The sequence below is a fragment of the Blautia sp. HCP3S3_D9 genome (genome assembly GCF_052063845.1).
Taxonomy (GTDB): domain Bacteria; phylum Bacillota; class Clostridia; order Lachnospirales; family Lachnospiraceae; genus Blautia_A.
This window is the reverse complement of sequence record NZ_JBQHWS010000005.1, coordinates 1-19,900: the sequence shown is the minus strand read 5'-3', so window position 1 is coordinate 19,900 and position 19,900 is coordinate 1. Positions and strand designations below refer to the sequence as shown.

The window sequence follows — 19,900 nt, the reverse complement described above, 5'->3', positions numbered from 1 at the left end:
TATCCAGAAAAAATGCTATAATCCATTTCAGAAAAACAAGATAAAAATCTTACAAAAATAAACCAATCAGGAGGCACTAAAAATGAGTAAAAAAGTATACATCTTCCTCGCCGACGGTTTCGAAGACATCGAAGGCTTAACCGTAGTAGACCTTCTCCGCCGCGCCGGAATCGACATCAAAACCGTATCCATCAAAGAAACCACCCAGATTCAGACATCTCACGGCATCACCATGCTCACCGACACCACATTCGCTGAAACTGACTTCACCGATGCCGACATGCTTGTCCTCCCGGGAGGAATGCCAGGAACCAAATACCTCGCAGCCTACAAACCTCTCACCGTCCTCCTGACAGACTTCAACAACAAAGGCAAAAAAATCGCCGCTATCTGCGCAGCACCAAGCGTATTCTCCGGACTCGGATTCCTCAAAGGCAGAAAAGCCACATCCTACCCATCCTTCATGGAAGTCATCGCCAAAGACGGCGCTCAGACCAGCGAAGACAGCGTAGTGGTTGACGGAAACATAACCACCAGCCGAGGCCTCGGAACAGCCGTAGACTTCGCACTTTCCCTGATCGCTCAGCTCGAAAATGACGAAAAAGCAAAAGAAATCGCAGAATCAGTAGTGTATTCCTGCTAAAAACACCCCAAAACCCTTATTTTTATGCGAAAAAACACTAGCACTTTTATATTTTTTGTGCTATACTGCTACAATGACTGTAAATATATAATTAAGTTATAGAGAGGTCTCCCGCTTCTACTAAAAAAGGAAACAGTGGGAGCGGAGCTTAGACTTGAATATATAGAAATAGGTAAAAACTGTGAATGAAATAACGCAGCTGAAAAACCAGTCGCAAAATATAACCTGAAAATTAAGGAGGAACATTGTAACATGAGTTTACAGGTGGAAAAAATGGAAAAAAACATGGCTAAACTTACTATCGAAGTTGCCGCTGAAGATTTAGAGAAAGCTATGCAGAACGCATATCAGAAAGCTAAAGGAAGAATCTCCATCCCAGGATTCCGTAAAGGAAAAGCTCCAAGAAAAATGATCGAGCAGATGTACGGAAAAGGAGTATTCCTTGAAGATGCTGTTAACGCTCTGATCCCGGAACACTACAGCAAAGCATTAGCAGAATGCGAACTTGAGATCGTTTCCCAGCCAACAATCGACATCACACAGGCTGAGCCGGGAAAAGCACTCATCTTCACAGCTGAGGTAGCTACTAAACCAGAAGTTACATTAGGTGACTACAAAGGTGTAGAAGTACCGAAGACTGAGATCAACGTAACAGACGAAGACGTAGACGCTGAGATTAAGAAAGAGCAGGAGAAGAACTCCAGAACAATCAACGTAGAAGACCGTGGAGCTCAGTTACAGGATGTTGTAACAATCGACTTCGAAGGATCTGTTGACGGAGTACCTTTCGACGGCGGACAGGCTACAGAATATCCTCTGACACTTGGTTCCAACACATTCATCCCAGGATTCGAAGATCAGCTTGTTGGCGCTAAAGTTGGCGATGATGTAGACGTAAAAGTTACATTCCCAGAAGAATATCAGGCAAAAGAACTTGCTGGCAAAGAAGCAATCTTCAAATGCGCAGTTAAGAAGATCGAAGCAAAAGAACTTCCAGAACTGGATGACGATTTTGCTAAAGACGTTTCTGAGTTCGATACACTTGCAGAGTACAAAGAACACGTTAAAACAAACCTCGTAGAAAGAAAAGAAAACGAAGCAAAACGTGCAAAAGAAGATGCAGCAGTAGATAAAGCAATCGAAAACGCACAGATGGATATTCCGGAAGCTATGCTTCAGACACAGTGCCGTCAGATGCTTGACGACTTCAGCAGAAGAATGCAGTCTCAGGGATTATCCATGGATCAGTACTTCCAGTTCACAGGCATGACAGCTGAAAAGATGATGGAAGACATGAAACCACAGGCATTAAAGAGAATCCAGACAAGACTGGTTCTTGAGAAAGTAGCAGAAGTTGAGAACATTCAGCCAACAGAGGAAGAAGTAAATGAAGAAATCTCCAAGATGGCTGAAGCATACAAAATGGAAGCTGACAAGTTAAAAGAATTACTTGGAGAGCGCGAACTTGAGCAGATGAAGAAAGACATGGCTGTACAGAAAGCAGTTACTGTTATCGCTGACGCTGCTAAGGAAGTTTAATTTTAAAGTAATCGAATTTTAAGAACCGGAAAGAGACAGGCTCAGATGTCTACCTCTTTCGGAAAAAAGTCAGCCGCGTAAATGGAGGCGTTTATATGAGTTTAGTACCTTATGTCATTGAACAGACAAGCAGGGGAGAGAGAAGCTATGATATCTATTCAAGGCTTCTGAAGGACAGAATCATTTTTCTTGGTGAGGAAGTAAATGATGTGAGTGCAGGACTGATCGTATCACAGCTTCTTTTCCTGGAAGCAGAAGATCCCGGTAAAGATATTCAGCTGTATATCAACAGCCCGGGCGGTTCCGTAACAGCCGGCATGGCGATCTATGATACCATGCAGTATATTAAATGCGATGTTTCTACCATTTGTCTTGGAATGGCTGCCAGCATGGGTGCCTTTCTTCTGGCAGGCGGTGCAAAAGGAAAGAGATTTGCTCTTCCGCATTCCACTATCATGATCCATCAGCCATCCGGCGGTGCGCAGGGACAGGCAACAGAGATCCAGATCGTGGCAGATCATATCGCACAGACAAAGAGAACTTTAAATGAGTTATTGGCTGCAAATACCGGTCAGCCGATAGAAGTTGTTGAGCGTGATACAGACCGGGACAACTATATGACTGCTGAAGAAGCAAAGGCATATGGACTGATTGACGGTGTAGTCATGCATAAATAATGCGAAAGATAAGACTCCTGTGAATCGTCACAGGAGTCTTATTAGTTAGTATAGAGAAAGGACAGACATAAATTCATGGCAGAAAAAATGAGAGAAGGAAAAGTAAGATGCTCCTTTTGCCAGAAGACAGAAGATCAGGTAAGAAAACTGATCGCAGGTCCGGATGGTAAAGTATTTATATGCGACGAGTGCATTGGCATCTGCTCAGAGATCATGGAGGAAGAATTAAATCCTTATGATGACGAGGTTTTGAATTCTGATATTAATCTGTTAAAACCGGAAGAGATCCATGCAGTTCTGGATGATTATGTAATTGGTCAGGATGCAGCAAAAAAGGCTCTTTCCGTTGCTGTTTATAATCACTATAAAAGAATTCTTGCGTCAAAAAATTCTGATGTAGAGCTTCAGAAGAGTAATATTCTGATGCTTGGACCTACAGGTTCAGGTAAAACTCTGCTGGCTCAGACACTTGCCAGACTTCTGAATGTACCGTTTGCTATTGCAGATGCTACCACACTGACAGAAGCCGGATATGTAGGAGAGGATGTTGAGAATATTCTTCTCAAGATCATTCAGGCAGCAGATTATGATATTGAACGTGCACAGTACGGAATTATCTATATTGATGAGATTGATAAGATCACAAGAAAATCTGAGAATCCATCCATAACCCGCGATGTTTCCGGTGAAGGTGTGCAGCAGGCACTTCTGAAGATTCTGGAAGGTACAGTGGCAAGTGTTCCGCCTCAGGGCGGCCGCAAGCATCCTCATCAGGAGTTTCTTCAGATTGATACAACAAATATTCTGTTTATCTGCGGCGGTGCTTTTGACGGAATCGAGAAGATCATTGAGTCCAGACAGGATACCAAGTCCATCGGTTTCGGTGCAGAGGTTTCTGTTAAGGAAGACAGAAATGTGGGTGAAATCCTGAAGGATGTAATGCCAGAAGACTTTATCAAATTCGGCCTGATTCCTGAGTTTATCGGTCGTGTGCCGGTAGTTGTAACTCTGGATGCGCTGGATGAGAATGCGCTGATCAGTATTCTGAAAGAGCCGAAGAACTCACTTACCAAACAGTATCACAGATTATTTGAACTGGATGGTGTTGAACTTGATTTTGAAGATGATGCACTTGAACTGGTCGCAAAGAAATCTCTGGAACGTAAGACAGGAGCCAGAGGTTTGCGTGCGATCATGGAAGGTTCACTGATGGATCTGATGTATAAGATTCCGTCAGATGACACGATTCGCAAGTGTACAATTACCAAAGATGTAGTAGATGGCACCGGTGAGCCGGAGATCGTCCGCGGAGAAGCTCCTGCACAGGCGAAGACAGCCGGAAGCAGAAGAACGTCCCGGACACACAAGAAGGATAAACCGGAAACAGCCTGATGAAAGGGACTGAACAATAAATGACAAATCAGAATATAGTGCTGCCTGCGATCGCTCTCAGGGGGACTACCATCCTTCCCGGGATGATCGTTCATTTTGATGTGAGCAAGGAGCGTTCTGTCAAGGCGATTGAAGCTGCCATGCTTCATGACCAGAAGATTTTTCTGGTTACTCAGATTGATCCTGAGGTGGAATCACCGGATCTGGCAGGTGTATATCATGTAGGAACCATTGCCTATATCAAACAGGTTGTGAAACTTCCGCAGAACCTTTTGCGGGTACTTGTAGAGGGAACGGGAAGAGCCACACTTGTGAAATTTGAGCAGGAGTTTCCGTTTATCAGAAGTGAGATCACACCTGTTGATGAAGAAGAAATGCAGATGCCGGAACCAGTGATGGAAGCCATGCACAGAAGCCTTAAGGAATTATTCCACAGATACTGCATGGAAAATGGAAAAGTCAGCAAAGAGCTGGTAGCACAGATTTTAAATATAGATAATGTTGAGGAACTGGTTGAGCAGATTGCCGTAAATATTCCTTTATCTTATCAGAATAAGCAGAAGATCCTGGAGGCACTTACACTGGAGGAACGTTATGAAGTTCTGGGTGCAATCCTTGGAAATGAGATTGAGATCATGCAGATTGGCAGAGATCTCCAGAAAAAAGTGAAGGCCAGAATTGATAATAATCAGAGAGAATATATTCTCAGAGAGCAGCTGAAACTGATACGTGAGGAACTGGGTGAGGATAATACTGCGGATGACGCAGAGGAGTTTAAGAAGAAACTTCAGGAACTTCAGGCCGGCGATGAGGTAAAAGAGAAGATCAGCAAAGAAATCGAGAGATTTAAGAATACCAACAGCAATGTATCCGAGAATGCAGTACTGCGTGGTTATATTGAGACCATGCTGGCACTTCCGTGGGAGAAGAAATCCACAGATTCTGATGATCTGAAAGAAGCATGGAAAGTACTTCAGGAAGGTCATTACGGTCTGAAAGATGTGAAGGAGCGTGTGATGGAGTTCCTTTCCGTCCGCAAACTGACACATAAGGGAAAAAGTCCGATCCTTTGTCTGGTAGGACCTCCCGGAACAGGTAAAACCTCCATTGCCCGATCGATTGCAGAAGCAATGCATAAGAAATATGTACGTATCTGTCTGGGCGGTGTGAGAGATGAGGCTGAGATCCGGGGCCACAGAAAGACTTATGTAGGAGCAATGCCGGGAAGGATCACTGCAGCATTGCAGCAGGCAGGAGTGAGCAATCCTCTGATGCTTCTGGATGAGATTGACAAGACCAGCAGTGATTATAAAGGAGATACTTCTGCGGCACTTCTTGAAGTGCTTGATCCGGAACAGAACAGTAGATTTATGGATCATTATATAGAGGTTCCACAGGATCTTTCAGAAGTACTGTTTATTGCAACTGCAAACGATGTTCAGGGCATTCCGAGACCACTTCTTGACCGTATGGAACTGATCGAGATCGCAGGTTATACTGAGAATGAGAAGGAACATATTGCAAAGGAACATCTGATTCCGAAGCAGATGGAAGAGAACGGTATCGAGAAAGGTAAACTGACAATCCAGTCAGCGGCTCTTAAGAAGATCATCAACAATTATACAAAAGAAGCCGGAGTTCGAAACCTGGAGAGAACCATCGGACAGATATGCAGAAAAACTGCACGTCTGATCATGGAAGAAGATAAAAAGAAAGTTACAGTGACTTCAAAGAATCTGTCAGATTTTCTTGGAAAAGAGCATTTTAACTATCTTATGGCAAATAAGAAAGATGAGATTGGTATTTCCCGCGGGCTTGCCTGGACACAGGTGGGCGGCGATACACTGCAGATTGAAGTCAATGTAATGCCCGGAAAAGGTGAGCTGATGCTTACCGGACAGTTGGGAGATGTTATGAAAGAGTCTGCACAGGCAGGTATTACTTACATTCGTTCCATTGCCTCTGACTATAAAGTTGAGCCGGAATTTTTTCAGGAAAACGATATTCATGTGCATATTCCGGAAGGGGCAGTACCAAAAGACGGACCATCCGCAGGTATTACCATGGCAACTGCAATCCTTTCCGCAATTATTAAGAAGCCGGTAAGGGCAGACCTTGCAATGACCGGTGAGATCACACTGAGAGGAAGAGTTCTTCCGATCGGCGGTTTAAAAGAGAAACTTCTTGCAGCAAAATATGCAAAGATCAAAGAAGTATTAGTACCGGCAGAGAATAAGCCGGATATTCAGGAATTAGATAAGGAAATCACAGACGGACTTACGATCACATTTGTAAGTTCTATGAAAGAAGTACTGAATAAGGCACTTGTATCATAAAAAGAATAAAGAGTCAGTCTGGATCAGGATTGACTCTTTGTTGTGAAAAAAGAGAGGAAATCAATGGTTATTAAGAATGTATCATTAGATATCGTATGCGGTATCACCAGCAAACTCCCGGATACTAACAGACCGGAGGTTGCATTTGCAGGAAAATCAAATGTAGGAAAATCATCTCTGATCAACGGGCTGATGAACCGGAAATCTCTTGCCAGAACAAGTGCACAGCCGGGAAAAACACAGACCATTAACTTTTATAATATTAATGAGGCCATGTATCTGGTAGACCTCCCGGGCTATGGATACGCAAAGGTTTCACAGTCTGAGAAAGAAAAATGGGGCAAGATGATTGAGAGATATCTTCATACATCCAAAAATCTTAAGGCAGTTTTTCTTCTCATTGACATCCGTCATGATCCATCTGCAAATGATAAGATGATGTATGATTGGATCCTGAACAATGGTTATGAGCCAATCATCATAGCGACCAAGCTTGACAAGCTCAAACGAAGCCAGGTTCAGAAGAATATCAAAGCAATCAAGGAAGGGCTGAAGCTGAGCAAAGATGGCATTATTATTCCTTTCTCCGCTGAGACAAAGCAGGGAAGAGATGAAATCTGGGCTCTGATTGACGAATTGACCGGACTGGCAGCTACCGAAGAAGCCTGAGAAAAATATACGAGGACAAAAAATATTATGGGAATTATCAAGGCATTCAAGCTGGGATTTGACTATCTCAAGTATGATGAAGACGGCAACGTGCAGGATACGCAGCGTGCCGTCAATGATGTAAACCTGGACATTGAAGCCGGACAATTCGTGGCTGTTCTGGGACATAATGGTTCCGGAAAATCTACTCTTGCCAAGCATTTGAATGCACTTTTGCTTCCGACAGAAGGTACATTATGGGTAGATGGGATTGACACGTCTAAAGAGCCGGAACTATGGAAAGTCCGCCAGAAAGCGGGCATGGTTTTTCAGAATCCTGACAATCAGATCATAGGAACTGTAGTAGAAGAAGACGTAGGTTTCGGACCGGAGAACATGGGCGTACCTACAGAGAAAATCTGGGAACGTGTAGATGAGAGCCTGAAGAAAACAGGCATGGCCTCCTACCGTTATCATTCTCCGAATAAACTTTCCGGCGGACAGAAGCAGAGGGTTGCCATTGCCGGTGTCATGGCAATGCGCCCGAAGTGCATCATCCTGGATGAGCCAACTGCCATGCTGGACCCGAATGGACGAAAGGAAGTTCTCGAGGCAGTCAGTGACCTTAACAAACAGGAGGGAGTAACAGTCATTCTGATCACACATTATATGGAAGAGGTTGTCCGTGCAGACAAGGTTTATGTTATGGACAGCGGAGAAGTGGTGATGCAGGGAACACCAAGGGAGATATTTTCCCAGGTGGAAACTCTGAAAGAATACAGACTGGATGTGCCGCAGGTAACACTTCTGGCACATGAACTTCATAAAGCCGGAGTGGATATTCCGGAAGGAATACTGACTACAGAGGAGCTGGTGAATGCCTTATGTCTATAGAATTAAAGAACGTAACTTATACCTACAGTCCGGGAACTGCATATGAGATCCATGCGTTGAAAGACGTAAATCTTACGATTCCGGATGGACAGTTTATCGGAATCATCGGGCATACAGGAAGTGGAAAATCCACTCTGATCCAGCATTTCAATGCACTGATTCGACCGACTTCCGGTACCATTACCTATAACGGAGAGGATATCTGGGGAGAAAAATATGACCGCCGTGCTCTGAGAAGCGAGGTAGGCCTGGTGTTCCAGTATCCGGAGCATCAGCTTTTTGAGAATGACGTGCTCTCTGACGTCTGCTTCGGACCGATGAATCAGGGATTATCCAGAGAAGAGGCAGAAGTGGAAGCGAAGAAAGCCCTGGAGCATGTAGGGTTTAAGGAAGAGAACTACAGCAAATCTCCATTTGAGCTTTCCGGCGGACAGAAGAAACGAGTTGCCATTGCCGGAGTTCTGGCGATGAACCCGAAGATCCTGATCCTTGATGAACCGACAGCGGGTCTGGATCCGAAAGGACGCGATGACATCCTTGACCAGATCGCAGAGCTTCATAAAGTAAGAGGAATTACCATTATCCTTGTATCCCACAGTATGGAAGATATCGCGAAATATGCGGAGAGACTGATCGTAGTCAACGACGGAGAGATTGCATATGATGACGCTCCGAAGGCTGTATTTGCCCATTATAGAGAGCTGGAAGCCATGGGACTTGCAGCACCGCAGATCACTTATATCATGCATGCATTGAAGGAAAAGGGGCTTGATGTGGATGTGACTGCGACTACGGTGGAGGAAGCAAAAGAGAATATTCTGGAAGTGTTGAGAAAAACAGCACCAGAGAAATTGAAGCATTCTGAGAAACAGACGCATTTGAATGAGAAATCATCAGATACAGTAACTGTAGAAACAGAGACTTTGATCAGTGAGATGGAAACAGATCTGACAGAGGATGAGAAGAAAGATGCTCATTCAGAAGCTGAAAATGAAGTTTTAAATGCTGAAAATGAAGCTTCAGATAAAATGTATGCTGCACCAGAAGAGAATAAGGGAGGAGAGGAAGCATGATCCGAGACATTACATTAGGACAGTATTATCCTGCCGACTCTATTCTCCACAAAATGGACCCAAGAGCAAAACTGGTGGGTACAATGGTATTTATTATCTCCGTATTTGTATTCCATACATTTCCAGGATATGCAGTAGCAACTTTATTTCTGGCAGGTATGATCATTATCTCTAAAGTCCCGCCGAAATTCATGTTCAAGGGACTGAAAGCAATTGTAATGTTGCTTATGATCACAGTAGTATTCAACATTCTGCTGACTCCGGGAAAAGTCCTCTGGCAGTGGGGAATCCTGCATGTCACAGAAGAGGGCCTGAAACTGGCAGGAAGAATGGCAATCCGCCTGACTTATCTTGTGATCGGTTCCTCGATCATGACGCTGACAACAACACCAAATCAGCTCACAGACGGTCTGGAACGACTTCTCAGACCACTGAATAAGCTTCATGTACCGATCCATGAGATTGCCATGATGATGTCCATCGCATTAAGATTCATCCCGATCCTGCTGGAAGAAACCGACAAGATCATGAAAGCACAGATCGCCCGTGGAGCAGACTTTGAAAACGGAAATCTGGTCCAGAAAGCCAAGAACATGATTCCGCTTTTGGTACCGCTGTTCATCTCAGCTTTCCGAAGAGCCAACGATCTGGCAATGGCAATGGAAGCAAGATGTTACCACGGCGGCGACAACAGAACCCAGATGAAACCACTGCAGTATCAGTCGAGAGATTATATTGCGTATGTGGTGATGTTTGCTTATCTGGCGATTGCCATTATTTTCAGAATCGTGGGAATCTAAGAAGGGACTGAACAGTTACTGATTTATAATGATATTTTATATGCTGTAATCCGGAGTAAATGGGTTACAGCATATTGTTTATTTTAGTATAGCAATTTCATAAAATACTGTAGGTCGGTTCAGCAGAGTGTGACTACGTGGTGTACTTTTGGCTGTTACACATTATCATGCCTAGAGATACTTTTCTTTTTTACATTCTGCTGAACTGCTTCGCTTGCATTATTTATGGAGTTTTTATAGACAAGTTTTTCAATATTTTATGGAGGAAAACAGATGAAAAGAATTGGCCTTGTAGTTGCATATGACGGCACAAACTACTGCGGCTGGCAGACGCAGCCAAACGGAATTACCGTACAGGGGGTATTAAATGATACACTGTCTGAGCTTCTCGGCGAGAAAATAGAAACTATCGGTGCAAGCCGTACAGACGCAGGGGTTCATGCTATGGGAAACGTGGCAGTATTTGACACCAACACACGCATCCCGGGAGAAAAGATCTCCTATGCACTGAACCAGCGTCTTCCGGAAGATATCCGCATTCAACTCTCCGAAGAAGTAGAGCCGGATTTCCATCCACGCTACTGCGACAGTGAGAAAACATACGAATACCGCATCCTGAACCGCAAATTCCCGGTTCCGACAGAGCGCTTATACACATATTTCTACCACTATAAACTGGACGTAGATAAGATGAAAGTAGCAACCTCATACCTGATTGGACAGCATGATTTTGCTTCATTCTGCGGTGCAAAAGCGCAGGTAAAAACAACTATCCGTACAGTAACGGGAATAGACGTATGGCGTGACGGAGATATCGTAACCATTCGCGTAACAGGAACAGGATTTCTCTACAACATGGTCCGCATCATTTCCGGAACTCTGATCGAAGTAGGAAACGGCCAGTATCCACCGGAGAGAGTAAAGACAATCCTGGAAGCCTGCAACCGTGAAATGGCAGGTCCGACGGCTCCGGCACAGGGACTGACATTGATGGGGATTGAATTTTTTGATTGATAGTTAAGCAGATGATTATTCGCTTTGCTGCTTGCGTATAACCGAATAATTGTCCGACAGTATATCAGGATAAGATTGCACTCCTCCCGATACAAGCAGGTCTCTGTTCATTGCTTTTTTATTGAAGCATAGGACTTGCCTGACTGAAACAAAATATAAAAATTATTGCATGCTGTATTTTTTCAGACCGAGTGACTGAGATATTGCATGCAATTTTTTTACAACAATGGATATGGAAAATGAAAACGGGGGAGTAACGAAAAAAGTTGAAAAAACGACACAAAAACTATTGACAGAACAGAACCCTTATAATATAATAACCAAATGTGACGTAGTGCGAGATGCTTAAGCCAAATAGCCCAGGCGAAAGTATTTATCAGCGGTTTCGGACATTTCCGCATTTTTAGCACCGGCGTTTCCAATAACTTATATTCGCGGGAAATTCCGCGGTTAATTAAACTATCGTTGATAAATAACAGGAGGTAAAACCATGCAGACTTATATGGCTAATCCAGATAAAATCGAAAGAAAATGGTATGTAGTTGACGCTGATGGATGTACTCTTGGCCGTCTGGCTTCCGGAGTAGCAAGCGTTTTAAGAGGAAAGAACAAACCACAGTTTACACCACACGTAGACACAGGTGATTATGTAATTATCGTTAACGCTGACAAGATTAAAGTTACAGGTAAGAAATTAGACCAGAAAATCTACTACAATCACTCCGATTATGTAGGTGGAATGAGAGAAACCACATTAAAAGAAATGTTAGCAAAGAAACCTGAGAGAGTTATCGAGCTCGCAGTTAAAGGTATGCTTCCAAAAGGACCTTTAGGAAGAAGCATGTACAAGAAACTTTTCGTATATGCAGGACCGGAACACAAACATGAAGCTCAGAAACCAGAAGCTTTAACATTTTAATTAGGAGGTAGAAAACATTGGCTAGCGCAAAATTCTACGGAACAGGAAGAAGAAAAAAATCAATCGCAAGAGTTTATCTTGTACCTGGAACCGGTAAGATCACAATCAATAAAAGAGATATCGATGAATATTTTGGATTAGATACACTGAAAGTTATCGTTCGTCAGCCTTTAGCTGCAACAGAAACAGAAGGCAAATTCGACGTATTAGTTAACGTTCACGGTGGTGGATACACAGGACAGGCTGGTGCTATCAGACACGGCGTTGCAAGAGCCCTTCTTCAGGCAGACAACGACTACAGACCAGTTCTGAAAGCTGCTGGATTCTTAACACGTGACCCACGTATGAAAGAACGTAAGAAGTACGGCCTCAAGGCAGCACGTCGTGCTCCTCAGTTCAGCAAGAGATAATCAGCTGTTCAAACTGTATCAAAATGCTTCAAAAAGCCCGGAAATACGCTATTTTCCGGGCTTTTTCTATACCCAAAATTCTGCCTGGACTGTTCGGTTTTGATGGAATTTGAACGGAAATTTATGGGTTTATAGTGGTCAAATTACTGGTGGACAAGCCCATTTTGACCTCTTATGGGTTAAATTACTGGTGGACAATAGGAGCAAATGAAGTCCAATTTTGCCATCGACGGACGAACACATACTTGACTGATTTACATAGAGCCTTGGCTCATTCTTTGAAAACGAGAATGGGTCGAGGCTCTATTTTTTTTGCCCGAAATCCGGCGAGACAAATTTGAGTAGGAGGTAACAGGTATGACGGATTTCAATCAGAAGACCCATGACACCGATGTGGGCAGTCATGGCGGACAGTCGAGGCAGATGATGGAGGTGTTTGAGAACCAGGAGTTTGGTTCGATCCGTTTGTTACAGGAGGCAGGCAAGACCTTCTTCTGTGCAAGCGACGTGGCGAAAGCGTTGGGGTATGTGAATCCCTACGCCGCAGTGAAACGCCATTGCAGAGGCCCCCTAACGAAACGCGAGGGGGTCGTTCAGAAGGTGAATCAGTATGGGGATGCTGGAGAGCAGGTCGTTGAAATCGCCTTTATCACAGAAGGTGATGTTTACCGGCTGATCGTTCACAGCAAGCTGCCATCGGCAGAACGATTTGAACACTGGGTGTTTGATGAAGTTCTCCCTTCTATCCGCAAGCATGGTGTGTATATGAGCGATTTCATTTTGGATCAGGTGATTCAGCATCCGGAGGTCATCTACACCCTGGCACAGGAGCTTGTAGCCGAGAGGGAGCAGCTTGAGGGTATCCGCAAACAGCTGGATGCGGCACAGCCCAAGGCAGACTACTTCGACACCTTTGTGAACTCGGAGGATTGTACCTGCATCCGGAATTTCTGTAAGGAAATCGGAATCCCGGAGAAGACGGCAGTGGCTCTCTTACTGGATCATCGCTATCTGTACCGCAGTCCAAGCGGCTGGCTGATGCCTTTTGCAGACAAATCTGCAAGGGGCTATTTTATTGTCCGGGATTGCTACGGCAGAAGCGGAAAGCTGGTGCAGCAGACGAGAGTGACCTGCAAGGGAAAGAATCATCTCTTCAAGTTGTTTAAGAAATGGGGTGTGATCGAATGACGCTTTTTACAGAGGGACGCCTTCAGGCGTTTGAACGCATGATGCAGGATACCGGCAAATACCATCGCCGGGAGGACAGCGAAGCTCGTCCGCGCAAATGTCCGAAGAAGAAAGCGGAGCCTGCGAAAAAGGATGGTGAGCACCATGCCGGTATTCAGGGTTGAGAAAAACAGCAATTACACAACGATGTGCAATTACCACCTGCGGGATCAGGGTCTCAGCCTGAAAGGAAAAGGACTTCTCTCCATGCTGCTCAGTTTGCCAGACACATGGAACTATTCGGTACGGGGGTTATCTTCGATTACGCCGGATGGCGTAGATGGAGTGCTTACGGCTCTGAAGGAGCTGGAGCGTCTTGGGTATCTGGAAAGGAACCAGCAGCGTGAGAGCAACGGTCGGATGGGCAGAGCGGAGTATGTGATTTATGAGATGCCAAGGAAAAAGCCGTGTTCGGAATCACCGTGTACGGAAAAGCCGTATACGGTAAATCCGGATACGGACACACCGGTTACGGAAAATCCCGCGCAATTAAGTACTAATAGAACAAGTACTGAAACAATCAATAAAAGAGAGAAGAAGGAAATCCAGCATCGGTATGGCTCATACGGAAATGTTCTTCTCTCCGATACGGAATACGGCAAGCTCAGGCAGGAGTTCCCAGGAGATTATCAGATGCGGGTGGAGCGGCTCTCTGAGTATATGGCCTCCACCGGCAGGAGATACAAAAATCACCTTGCCACAATCCGGAGTTGGGCGAAGAGAGAAAAGCCGAAGTATAACCCGGCAGACTACACATTTGAGGAAGGAGACAGCCTATGAGCGACATGGTGCCTGAAGTTTTGAATGCAGCGTTGGATTCGCTCTTTACGCCGAAAGAACCCGGAGAGCGGGAATACCAGGGCGAGGACGGACTGCTGTATTGCCGGAACTGCCACACGCCGGTGCAGTGCAGGGTAAAGCTCTGGGGTAGAGACAAGATTGTTCCCTGCCTTTGCAGATGCCAGCAAGAGGCAATGGCGGAAAAGAAACGCCAGGATGAGTGGGTGGAGCGGCAGCGTAAAATCAGACAGCTGAAAGCAACGGGGATTCAGGAAAAGCATCTTCTGGAATGGAATTTTGCCGTTGCAGAAGACAACAAGGATATCCAGATGGCAAAACGCTATGTGGAGCAGTGGAAAAAGGTCAAGGCTGAAAACCTTGGCCTTTTGTTATGGGGAGATGTCGGAACCGGAAAGTCCTTTGTGGCGGCATGTATTGCCAATGCGCTGCTGGAGCAGGGCATTCCGGTTTTGATGACGAACTTCTCCAAGATCCTGAACCAGATGGGTGCCATGTATTCGGAAGAGCGATACCGGTATATCGCTTCGTTTTCCAACTATTCTTTGTTGATTCTGGATGATCTGGGAATTGAGCGCAGCACCGAATATGCGCTGGAGCAGGTCTACGCTGTTATTGATGAGCGGTATAAGTCCGGGCTTCCGGTCATTATCACAACCAATCTGAAGATTGCTGAAATCCGCAATCCGCAGGATGTGGCATATGCCCGGATTTACAGCAGGATTCTGGAAATGTGTACGCCGGTGCGAATCAGCGGAGAAGACCGCAGAAAAAGTATTGGAAAAGAAAAACAGCAGATCGTTAAGGAGGTACTTGATCTATGAAGTGCAAGGCAAAAAAGGCGTTTTTCGCAGGCAAGAATGACATCTATCACCGCTGGAAGGAGGTTAAGAAGCTGAATGGCAAAAGCAAAAACCAGTATTACAACAGAAAACCGCAGTGGCTCAGCTGCCGACGCTGCGGCTAAGGAGCAACGGACGGAGATGCCGCTTTCTGACCTGCATCCCTTTGAAGGTCATCCCTTTAAGGTGCTGGACGATGAGCTGATGGAACAGACCGTGGAGAGCATCAAGCAGATCGGTGTGGTATCACCGCTGATTGTCCGGCCTGATCCGGAAGGCGGATTTGAAATTCTTTCAGGACACCGCAGGCTTCATGCAGCGCAGCTGGCAGGTTTGGAGACAGTGCCGGTCATCGTCAAGGAAATGGACGATGATGCGGCAATCATCTTTATGGTGGACAGCAACTTGCAGCGGGAGAATATCCTTCCCAGTGAGAGAGCATTTTCCTACAAGATGAAGTTGGAAGCGATGAAGCATCAAGGTCAGAGAAAAGATTTGACTTCGGAGCAATTTGCACCGAAGTTGTCTACGGAGGTTATTGGCGAAGCTGTTGGAATGAGTAAGGATACGGTTAAACGCTATATCCGCCTTACCAACCTGATTCCCGAAATTCTGGATATGGTGGATGAGAAGAAAATCGCCTTCAATCCGGCGGTAGAGCTTTCCTATCTGAAACCGTCTGAACAGAAAGAATTTCTGGAAGCAATGGACTATGCACAGGCATCTCCATCTCTGTCGCAGGCACAGCGGCTGAAAAAGCTCTCGCAGGAGGGCGGCTGTACCTTGGATGCCATGTGTGAAGTGATGAATGAAATCAAAAAGGATGAGCTTGACCATGTGACGATAAAAAACGAGGTTCTTCGGAAGTATTTCCCGAAATCCTATACGCCGAAGCAGATGCAGGACACGATTATCCGGCTGCTGGAAAAATGGCAGCGAAGTAAACAACGAGATATGGAACGATAAAAAGGAGACTTTTATGATGATGAACTTTAAGAAGAATCAGAACAACGCAGTGTGCAGCATGGATTGCAAGAACTGCCCGAATGGTGCATCGCAGCCGAATCCGATGGATGATCCCATGTTTGAGAAGTCCATTGCGATGCTTCATAACTGGGTGATGCTGGAGGCAATCCGTGAAGATCACCCGAAGGAGCGCATTGTGATGGTGATCCTGCCGGGGGCTGGCGGCGAGCTTCTGACCGAGGACGGCAGTCGAGACATCTTTGAGGATGTTTACGATGAGATGGAGGCTGATCTGGTGGCAGATGGGGAACTGCTTCTCCATTATGATAAGAGCGATGTGATCGAGACTGACAGAACCCGCTATCTGCTGGGAGCTGCGGAAGTTTCGGAAATCGACCAGAACGGCAACGAATGCAGCATCAATCTGTTTACGCTGGAACGTACCATCGACTATGTGAACGAAAACCTGACGGTGGTTTCCATTGGCGGCGAGTTGGTTCCGGCATTGCGCCTGATCTAAGGAGGTGCCTATGAAGAAATTTGATGTGGAGATTACAGAAACTCTCCAGAGAAAGGTTTCCGTGGAAGCTGCCTCACAGGAAGACGCGGAACGCATGGTGACGCAGGCGTGGAATAACCAGGACTATGTTCTGGATTCCAGCGATTTCACCGGTGTGGACTTCAAGACCGTGGGAGAACATGAATTGGCAGAGACCAGGACAATGGATGTGTTGCTGGTACAGCCCAATGCCTATCCGAAGAAAATCAGTGTTGGCACGGAGCTGGAAGATTTGCAGGCAATGGTTGGCGGGGATATTGAAGTAACCTATCCATTTGAGGATGAAGTGGCCATTATTCTGAATGAATCCGGCAAAATCAATGGCCTCCCGCTGAACCGTGCTATTTACACCGAAGACGGGGATATGCAGGACATTTATGCCGGTGATTTTCTGGTGGTTGGGCTGACAGAGGATGACTTTAGTTCTCTGACTTCGGAGCAAATGCAGAAATTTGAGGAGCAGTTCCATCAGCCCCAGATGTTCGTTCGTATGGGGCGCAGCATCATGGCGATTCCGGTTCCGGATGACATGGTGAAGAAGATGGAGGAAAAGGCTGCAAAGCCCCAGGAAAAGAGCAAACTGGCACCGGACCTGGATAGTTTGTAAGGAAGGAGGCGGATATTCATGCAGGAAGAAGTTGAAAATCGTACAGTCAATCTGGCAATCAGCACCACGAAACTGACCTTTCGCACCATCGTGAATGGCTATAATGCCTGGAAACGGCACCATCAGGCGAAGGTGGCTCAGAAAACATCGCAGTTGCCGGTTGGAAAGCAGAGCATCAAAGAACTGATCGGTCAGAATCAGGGAGTCAGCAGTATCCCCATTGAGAAAACGGATTTGAAAGGATTTGAGCAGGTGGCGCGGAAATACGGTGTGGATTATGCCATTACGAAAGACCAAAATGTGATTCCACCCAAGTACACGGTGTTCTTTAAGGCGAAGGATGCGGATGCACTGACTTCCGCTTTTGAGGAATTCACCAACCGCAAGCTGAAAGCAAAGGAAAAACCGAGTGTTCTGGAGCAGCTTAACAAGCTCAAAGAGCTGGTTGCTACAATTCTGCCGGATAAGGTTCGCCACAAAAGTCAGGAGCGTGATCTATGAGTAATAAGACCAAAAAGCTGCTGATCCTGAACCTGCCGTACTTCATTGCCGGTCTTGTATGTACCAATCTGGGAGAAGCGTGGAGAATTGCCGAGGGCGCAGACATGTATGAAAAGCTCCTCGGCTTTCTTTCTGCCCTGGGTGCAGCATTTTCCAACCCGATGCCAAGTCTGCATCCGCTGGATTTGCTGATTGGTGTGTGCTGCGGAGCGGGTCTGCGGCTTGCTGTGTATCTGAAAGGCAAAAATGCCAAGAAATATCGTCATGGCATGGAGTATGGCTCTGCCCGGTGGGGTACGCAGAAAGACATCGAGCCGTTTGAAGATCCGGTGTTCGCAAACAATGTGATTCTGACCCGGACGGAGCGGCTGATGATGGGAAATCGTCCGAAGAATCCGGCAAATGCCAGAAACAAAAATGTGCTGGTGGTCGGCGGTTCCGGCAGCGGCAAGACGAGGTTTTGGCTTAAACCCAACCTTTTACAATGTCACAGTTCCTACGTGGTCACTGACCCGAAAGGCGATATCGTAATCGACTGCGGACAAGCCCTTTTGAAGAATGGATACAGCATCCGGATCTTTAACACCATCAATTTCAGAAAGTCGATGCATTATAATCCCTTCGCGTATATTCACAGCGAAAAGGATATTTTGAAGCTGACCACAACGCTCATTGCCAACACCAAGGGAGACGGCAAGGCCGGTGACGAATTCTGGACGAAGGCAGAGACCTTGCTGTATTGTGCTTTGATTGGTTATATCCACTATGAGGCACCGCTGGAAGAGCAGAACTTTGCAACGTTGATTGAATTCCTGAATGCGATGGAAGTGCGCGAGGATGATGAAACCTTTCAGAATCCAGTGGATCAGATGTTTGAAGCATTGAAAAAGAAGAAGCCGAACCACTTTGCTGTCCGTCAATATGCCAAGTTCAAGCTGGCGGCGGGCAAGACCTTAAAGTCGATTCTTGTGAGCTGCGGTGCACGTCTGGCTCCCTTTGATATTGAGGAAGTCCGCGATATCACCATGTACGATGAGCTGTCGCTGGATACGGTGGGAGACAAGAAAACGGCTCTGTTCCTCATTATGAGCGATACAGACCCGACTTTTAATTTCCTGATTTCGATGATCTATACACAGCTGTTTAACCTGCTGTGCGAGAAAGCGGATGATGTTTACGGCGGCAGATTGCCGGTGCATGTGCGCTGCCTGATTGATGAGTGTGCGAACATTGGTCAGATTCCGAATCTGGAAAAGCTGGTAGCCACCATCCGATCAAGAGAAATCTCGGCATGTCTGGTACTTCAGGCACAGAGCCAGTTGAAGGCAATCTACAAGGACAATGCCGATACCATCATCGGCAATATGGATTCCCGTATTTTTCTTGGTGGTTCAGAGCCGACTACGCTAAAAGAATTGAATCAGGCACTGGGGAAAGAAACGATTGATCTGTACAACACTTCCGATACCAGAGGCAACAGCCCATCCTACGGCACCAATTATCAGAAGGTTGGGCATGACCTGGCTTCGGTGGATGAACTGGCTGTGTTGGATGGCGGAAAGTGCATTTTGCAGCTGCGCGGTGTCAGGCCGTTTAAGTCAGATAAATACGATCTGACCCAACATCCGAACTACAAGCTCACTGCCGGTGCTGATAAGAAAAACACGTTCAGCATCGAGGCGTTTCTCGACCATCGGCTGAAGCTCAAGCCCGGTGATAAGTATGAAGTGGTTGATGCAGATCGTGTGAAGTAAGGCTGTTCCAGTGACGAAGGTGTCATGGGCGCGCTGCTGACAACAGAATAAGAAGGGGCGGCGAGCTGCCGCCTCTTTACATAGCCAGGTTCCTGATTGAAATTGGAGACCTGGCTATATGTTTGCCCATTTGCAGGTGCACATGCAGATGGAAAATCACTATTCATCAGCCCACAAGGGCGCAGCGTACAAGGAGGTACACATTTATGGCATTTTTCAACAGCGCAGTAACCGTTCTTCAGACCCTCGTCATCGCACTGGGTGCCGGTCTCGGTATCCTGTCTCTTATACACATCTGACG

General features: G+C 45.9%; 21 protein-coding genes and 2 pseudogenes. All 23 read left to right on the top strand.

Going from position 1 to position 19,900, the window contains the following annotated elements:
• Nucleotides 1–82: 82 nt before the first annotated feature.
• On the top strand, nucleotides 83–643 hold the full coding sequence (locus tag ACTNES_RS02250; RefSeq protein ID WP_441038436.1) for a DJ-1 family glyoxalase III: 561 nt from the start codon (nucleotides 83–85) through the stop codon (nucleotides 641–643).
• 252 nt (nucleotides 644–895) lie between these two features.
• The gene (gene tig / locus ACTNES_RS02245) at nucleotides 896–2,182 is read left to right on the top strand and encodes a trigger factor (RefSeq protein WP_291804574.1); all 1,287 of its coding nucleotides are present in this window, start codon (nucleotides 896–898) and stop codon (nucleotides 2,180–2,182) included.
• 95 nt (nucleotides 2,183–2,277) lie between these two features.
• On the top strand, nucleotides 2,278–2,859 hold the full coding sequence (gene clpP / locus ACTNES_RS02240) for an ATP-dependent Clp endopeptidase proteolytic subunit ClpP (protein ID WP_008705991.1): 582 nt from the start codon (nucleotides 2,278–2,280) through the stop codon (nucleotides 2,857–2,859).
• Nucleotides 2,860–2,934: 75 nt separating this feature from the next.
• Nucleotides 2,935–4,251 carry an ATP-dependent Clp protease ATP-binding subunit ClpX gene (gene clpX / locus ACTNES_RS02235; protein ID WP_026649519.1) on the top strand — a complete coding sequence of 439 codons (1,317 nt, stop codon included), beginning with the start codon at nucleotides 2,935–2,937 and terminating at the stop codon, nucleotides 4,249–4,251.
• A 20-nt stretch (nucleotides 4,252–4,271) separates the two neighbouring features.
• Complete coding sequence (lon, locus tag ACTNES_RS02230; RefSeq protein WP_291804592.1) at nucleotides 4,272–6,587, top strand: endopeptidase La; 2,316 nt, start codon at nucleotides 4,272–4,274, stop codon at nucleotides 6,585–6,587.
• Between the two features lie 63 nt (nucleotides 6,588–6,650).
• Nucleotides 6,651–7,256, top strand: a complete 606-nt coding sequence (gene yihA / locus ACTNES_RS02225; protein ID WP_008705985.1) for a ribosome biogenesis GTP-binding protein YihA/YsxC — start codon at nucleotides 6,651–6,653, stop codon at nucleotides 7,254–7,256.
• A 27-nt stretch (nucleotides 7,257–7,283) separates the two neighbouring features.
• Complete coding sequence (locus tag ACTNES_RS02220; RefSeq protein WP_441038435.1) at nucleotides 7,284–8,129, top strand: energy-coupling factor transporter ATPase; 846 nt, start codon at nucleotides 7,284–7,286, stop codon at nucleotides 8,127–8,129.
• Nucleotides 8,120–8,965, top strand: a pseudogene (locus ACTNES_RS02215) (energy-coupling factor transporter ATPase); the annotation flags it as partial. The gene ACTNES_RS02220 and the pseudogene ACTNES_RS02215, both read left to right, overlap by 10 nt.
• Before the next feature lie 233 nt (nucleotides 8,966–9,198).
• A complete protein-coding gene (locus ACTNES_RS02210; protein WP_291804598.1) occupies nucleotides 9,199–10,002 on the top strand; it encodes an energy-coupling factor transporter transmembrane component T family protein in 804 nt (267 codons plus the stop codon).
• A gap of 273 nt (nucleotides 10,003–10,275) precedes the next feature.
• Nucleotides 10,276–11,016: a tRNA pseudouridine(38-40) synthase TruA gene (truA, locus tag ACTNES_RS02205; RefSeq protein WP_291804600.1), complete on the top strand. Its 741-nt coding sequence runs from the start codon at nucleotides 10,276–10,278 to the stop codon at nucleotides 11,014–11,016.
• 490 nt (nucleotides 11,017–11,506) lie between these two features.
• A complete protein-coding gene (gene rplM / locus ACTNES_RS02200; protein ID WP_291804602.1) occupies nucleotides 11,507–11,935 on the top strand; it encodes a 50S ribosomal protein L13 in 429 nt (142 codons plus the stop codon).
• Between the two features lie 17 nt (nucleotides 11,936–11,952).
• Nucleotides 11,953–12,345 (top strand): 30S ribosomal protein S9, encoded by a 393-nt coding sequence (gene rpsI, locus ACTNES_RS02195; protein WP_008705974.1) that lies wholly within the window; start codon nucleotides 11,953–11,955, stop codon nucleotides 12,343–12,345.
• Nucleotides 12,346–12,702: 357 nt separating this feature from the next.
• Nucleotides 12,703–13,533: a phage antirepressor KilAC domain-containing protein gene (locus ACTNES_RS02190; protein ID WP_227147424.1), complete on the top strand. Its 831-nt coding sequence runs from the start codon at nucleotides 12,703–12,705 to the stop codon at nucleotides 13,531–13,533.
• Nucleotides 13,530–13,697: a hypothetical protein gene (locus tag ACTNES_RS02185; protein WP_227147426.1), complete on the top strand. Its 168-nt coding sequence runs from the start codon at nucleotides 13,530–13,532 to the stop codon at nucleotides 13,695–13,697. Before ACTNES_RS02190 ends, ACTNES_RS02185 begins: the two co-directional genes overlap by 4 nt.
• Nucleotides 13,678–14,352: a helix-turn-helix domain-containing protein gene (locus ACTNES_RS02180; protein ID WP_227147431.1), complete on the top strand. Its 675-nt coding sequence runs from the start codon at nucleotides 13,678–13,680 to the stop codon at nucleotides 14,350–14,352. Before ACTNES_RS02185 ends, ACTNES_RS02180 begins: the two co-directional genes overlap by 20 nt.
• Complete coding sequence (locus tag ACTNES_RS02175) at nucleotides 14,349–15,194, top strand: ATP-binding protein (protein ID WP_227147434.1); 846 nt, start codon at nucleotides 14,349–14,351, stop codon at nucleotides 15,192–15,194. Before ACTNES_RS02180 ends, ACTNES_RS02175 begins: the two co-directional genes overlap by 4 nt.
• Nucleotides 15,191–15,337, top strand: coding sequence for a hypothetical protein (locus ACTNES_RS02170; RefSeq protein ID WP_158574624.1), 147 nt, complete (start codon nucleotides 15,191–15,193; stop codon nucleotides 15,335–15,337). Before ACTNES_RS02175 ends, ACTNES_RS02170 begins: the two co-directional genes overlap by 4 nt.
• The gene (locus ACTNES_RS02165) at nucleotides 15,270–16,178 is read left to right on the top strand and encodes a ParB/RepB/Spo0J family partition protein (RefSeq protein ID WP_441038434.1); all 909 of its coding nucleotides are present in this window, start codon (nucleotides 15,270–15,272) and stop codon (nucleotides 16,176–16,178) included. Before ACTNES_RS02170 ends, ACTNES_RS02165 begins: the two co-directional genes overlap by 68 nt.
• Nucleotides 16,179–16,191: 13 nt before the next feature.
• A complete protein-coding gene (locus ACTNES_RS02160; RefSeq protein ID WP_195230505.1) occupies nucleotides 16,192–16,698 on the top strand; it encodes a hypothetical protein in 507 nt (168 codons plus the stop codon).
• A gap of 10 nt (nucleotides 16,699–16,708) precedes the next feature.
• The gene (locus tag ACTNES_RS02155) at nucleotides 16,709–17,344 is read left to right on the top strand and encodes a DUF3846 domain-containing protein (protein ID WP_441038433.1); all 636 of its coding nucleotides are present in this window, start codon (nucleotides 16,709–16,711) and stop codon (nucleotides 17,342–17,344) included.
• Between the two features lie 18 nt (nucleotides 17,345–17,362).
• Nucleotides 17,363–17,845 carry a PcfB family protein gene (locus ACTNES_RS02150; protein WP_227147443.1) on the top strand — a complete coding sequence of 161 codons (483 nt, stop codon included), beginning with the start codon at nucleotides 17,363–17,365 and terminating at the stop codon, nucleotides 17,843–17,845.
• Nucleotides 17,842–19,599, top strand: coding sequence for a VirD4-like conjugal transfer protein, CD1115 family (locus tag ACTNES_RS02145; RefSeq protein WP_441038432.1), 1,758 nt, complete (start codon nucleotides 17,842–17,844; stop codon nucleotides 19,597–19,599). Before ACTNES_RS02150 ends, ACTNES_RS02145 begins: the two co-directional genes overlap by 4 nt.
• Before the next feature lie 206 nt (nucleotides 19,600–19,805).
• Nucleotides 19,806–19,895 (top strand): annotated as a pseudogene (locus ACTNES_RS02140) (Maff2 family mobile element protein); the annotation flags it as partial.
• Nucleotides 19,896–19,900 lie beyond the last annotated feature (5 nt).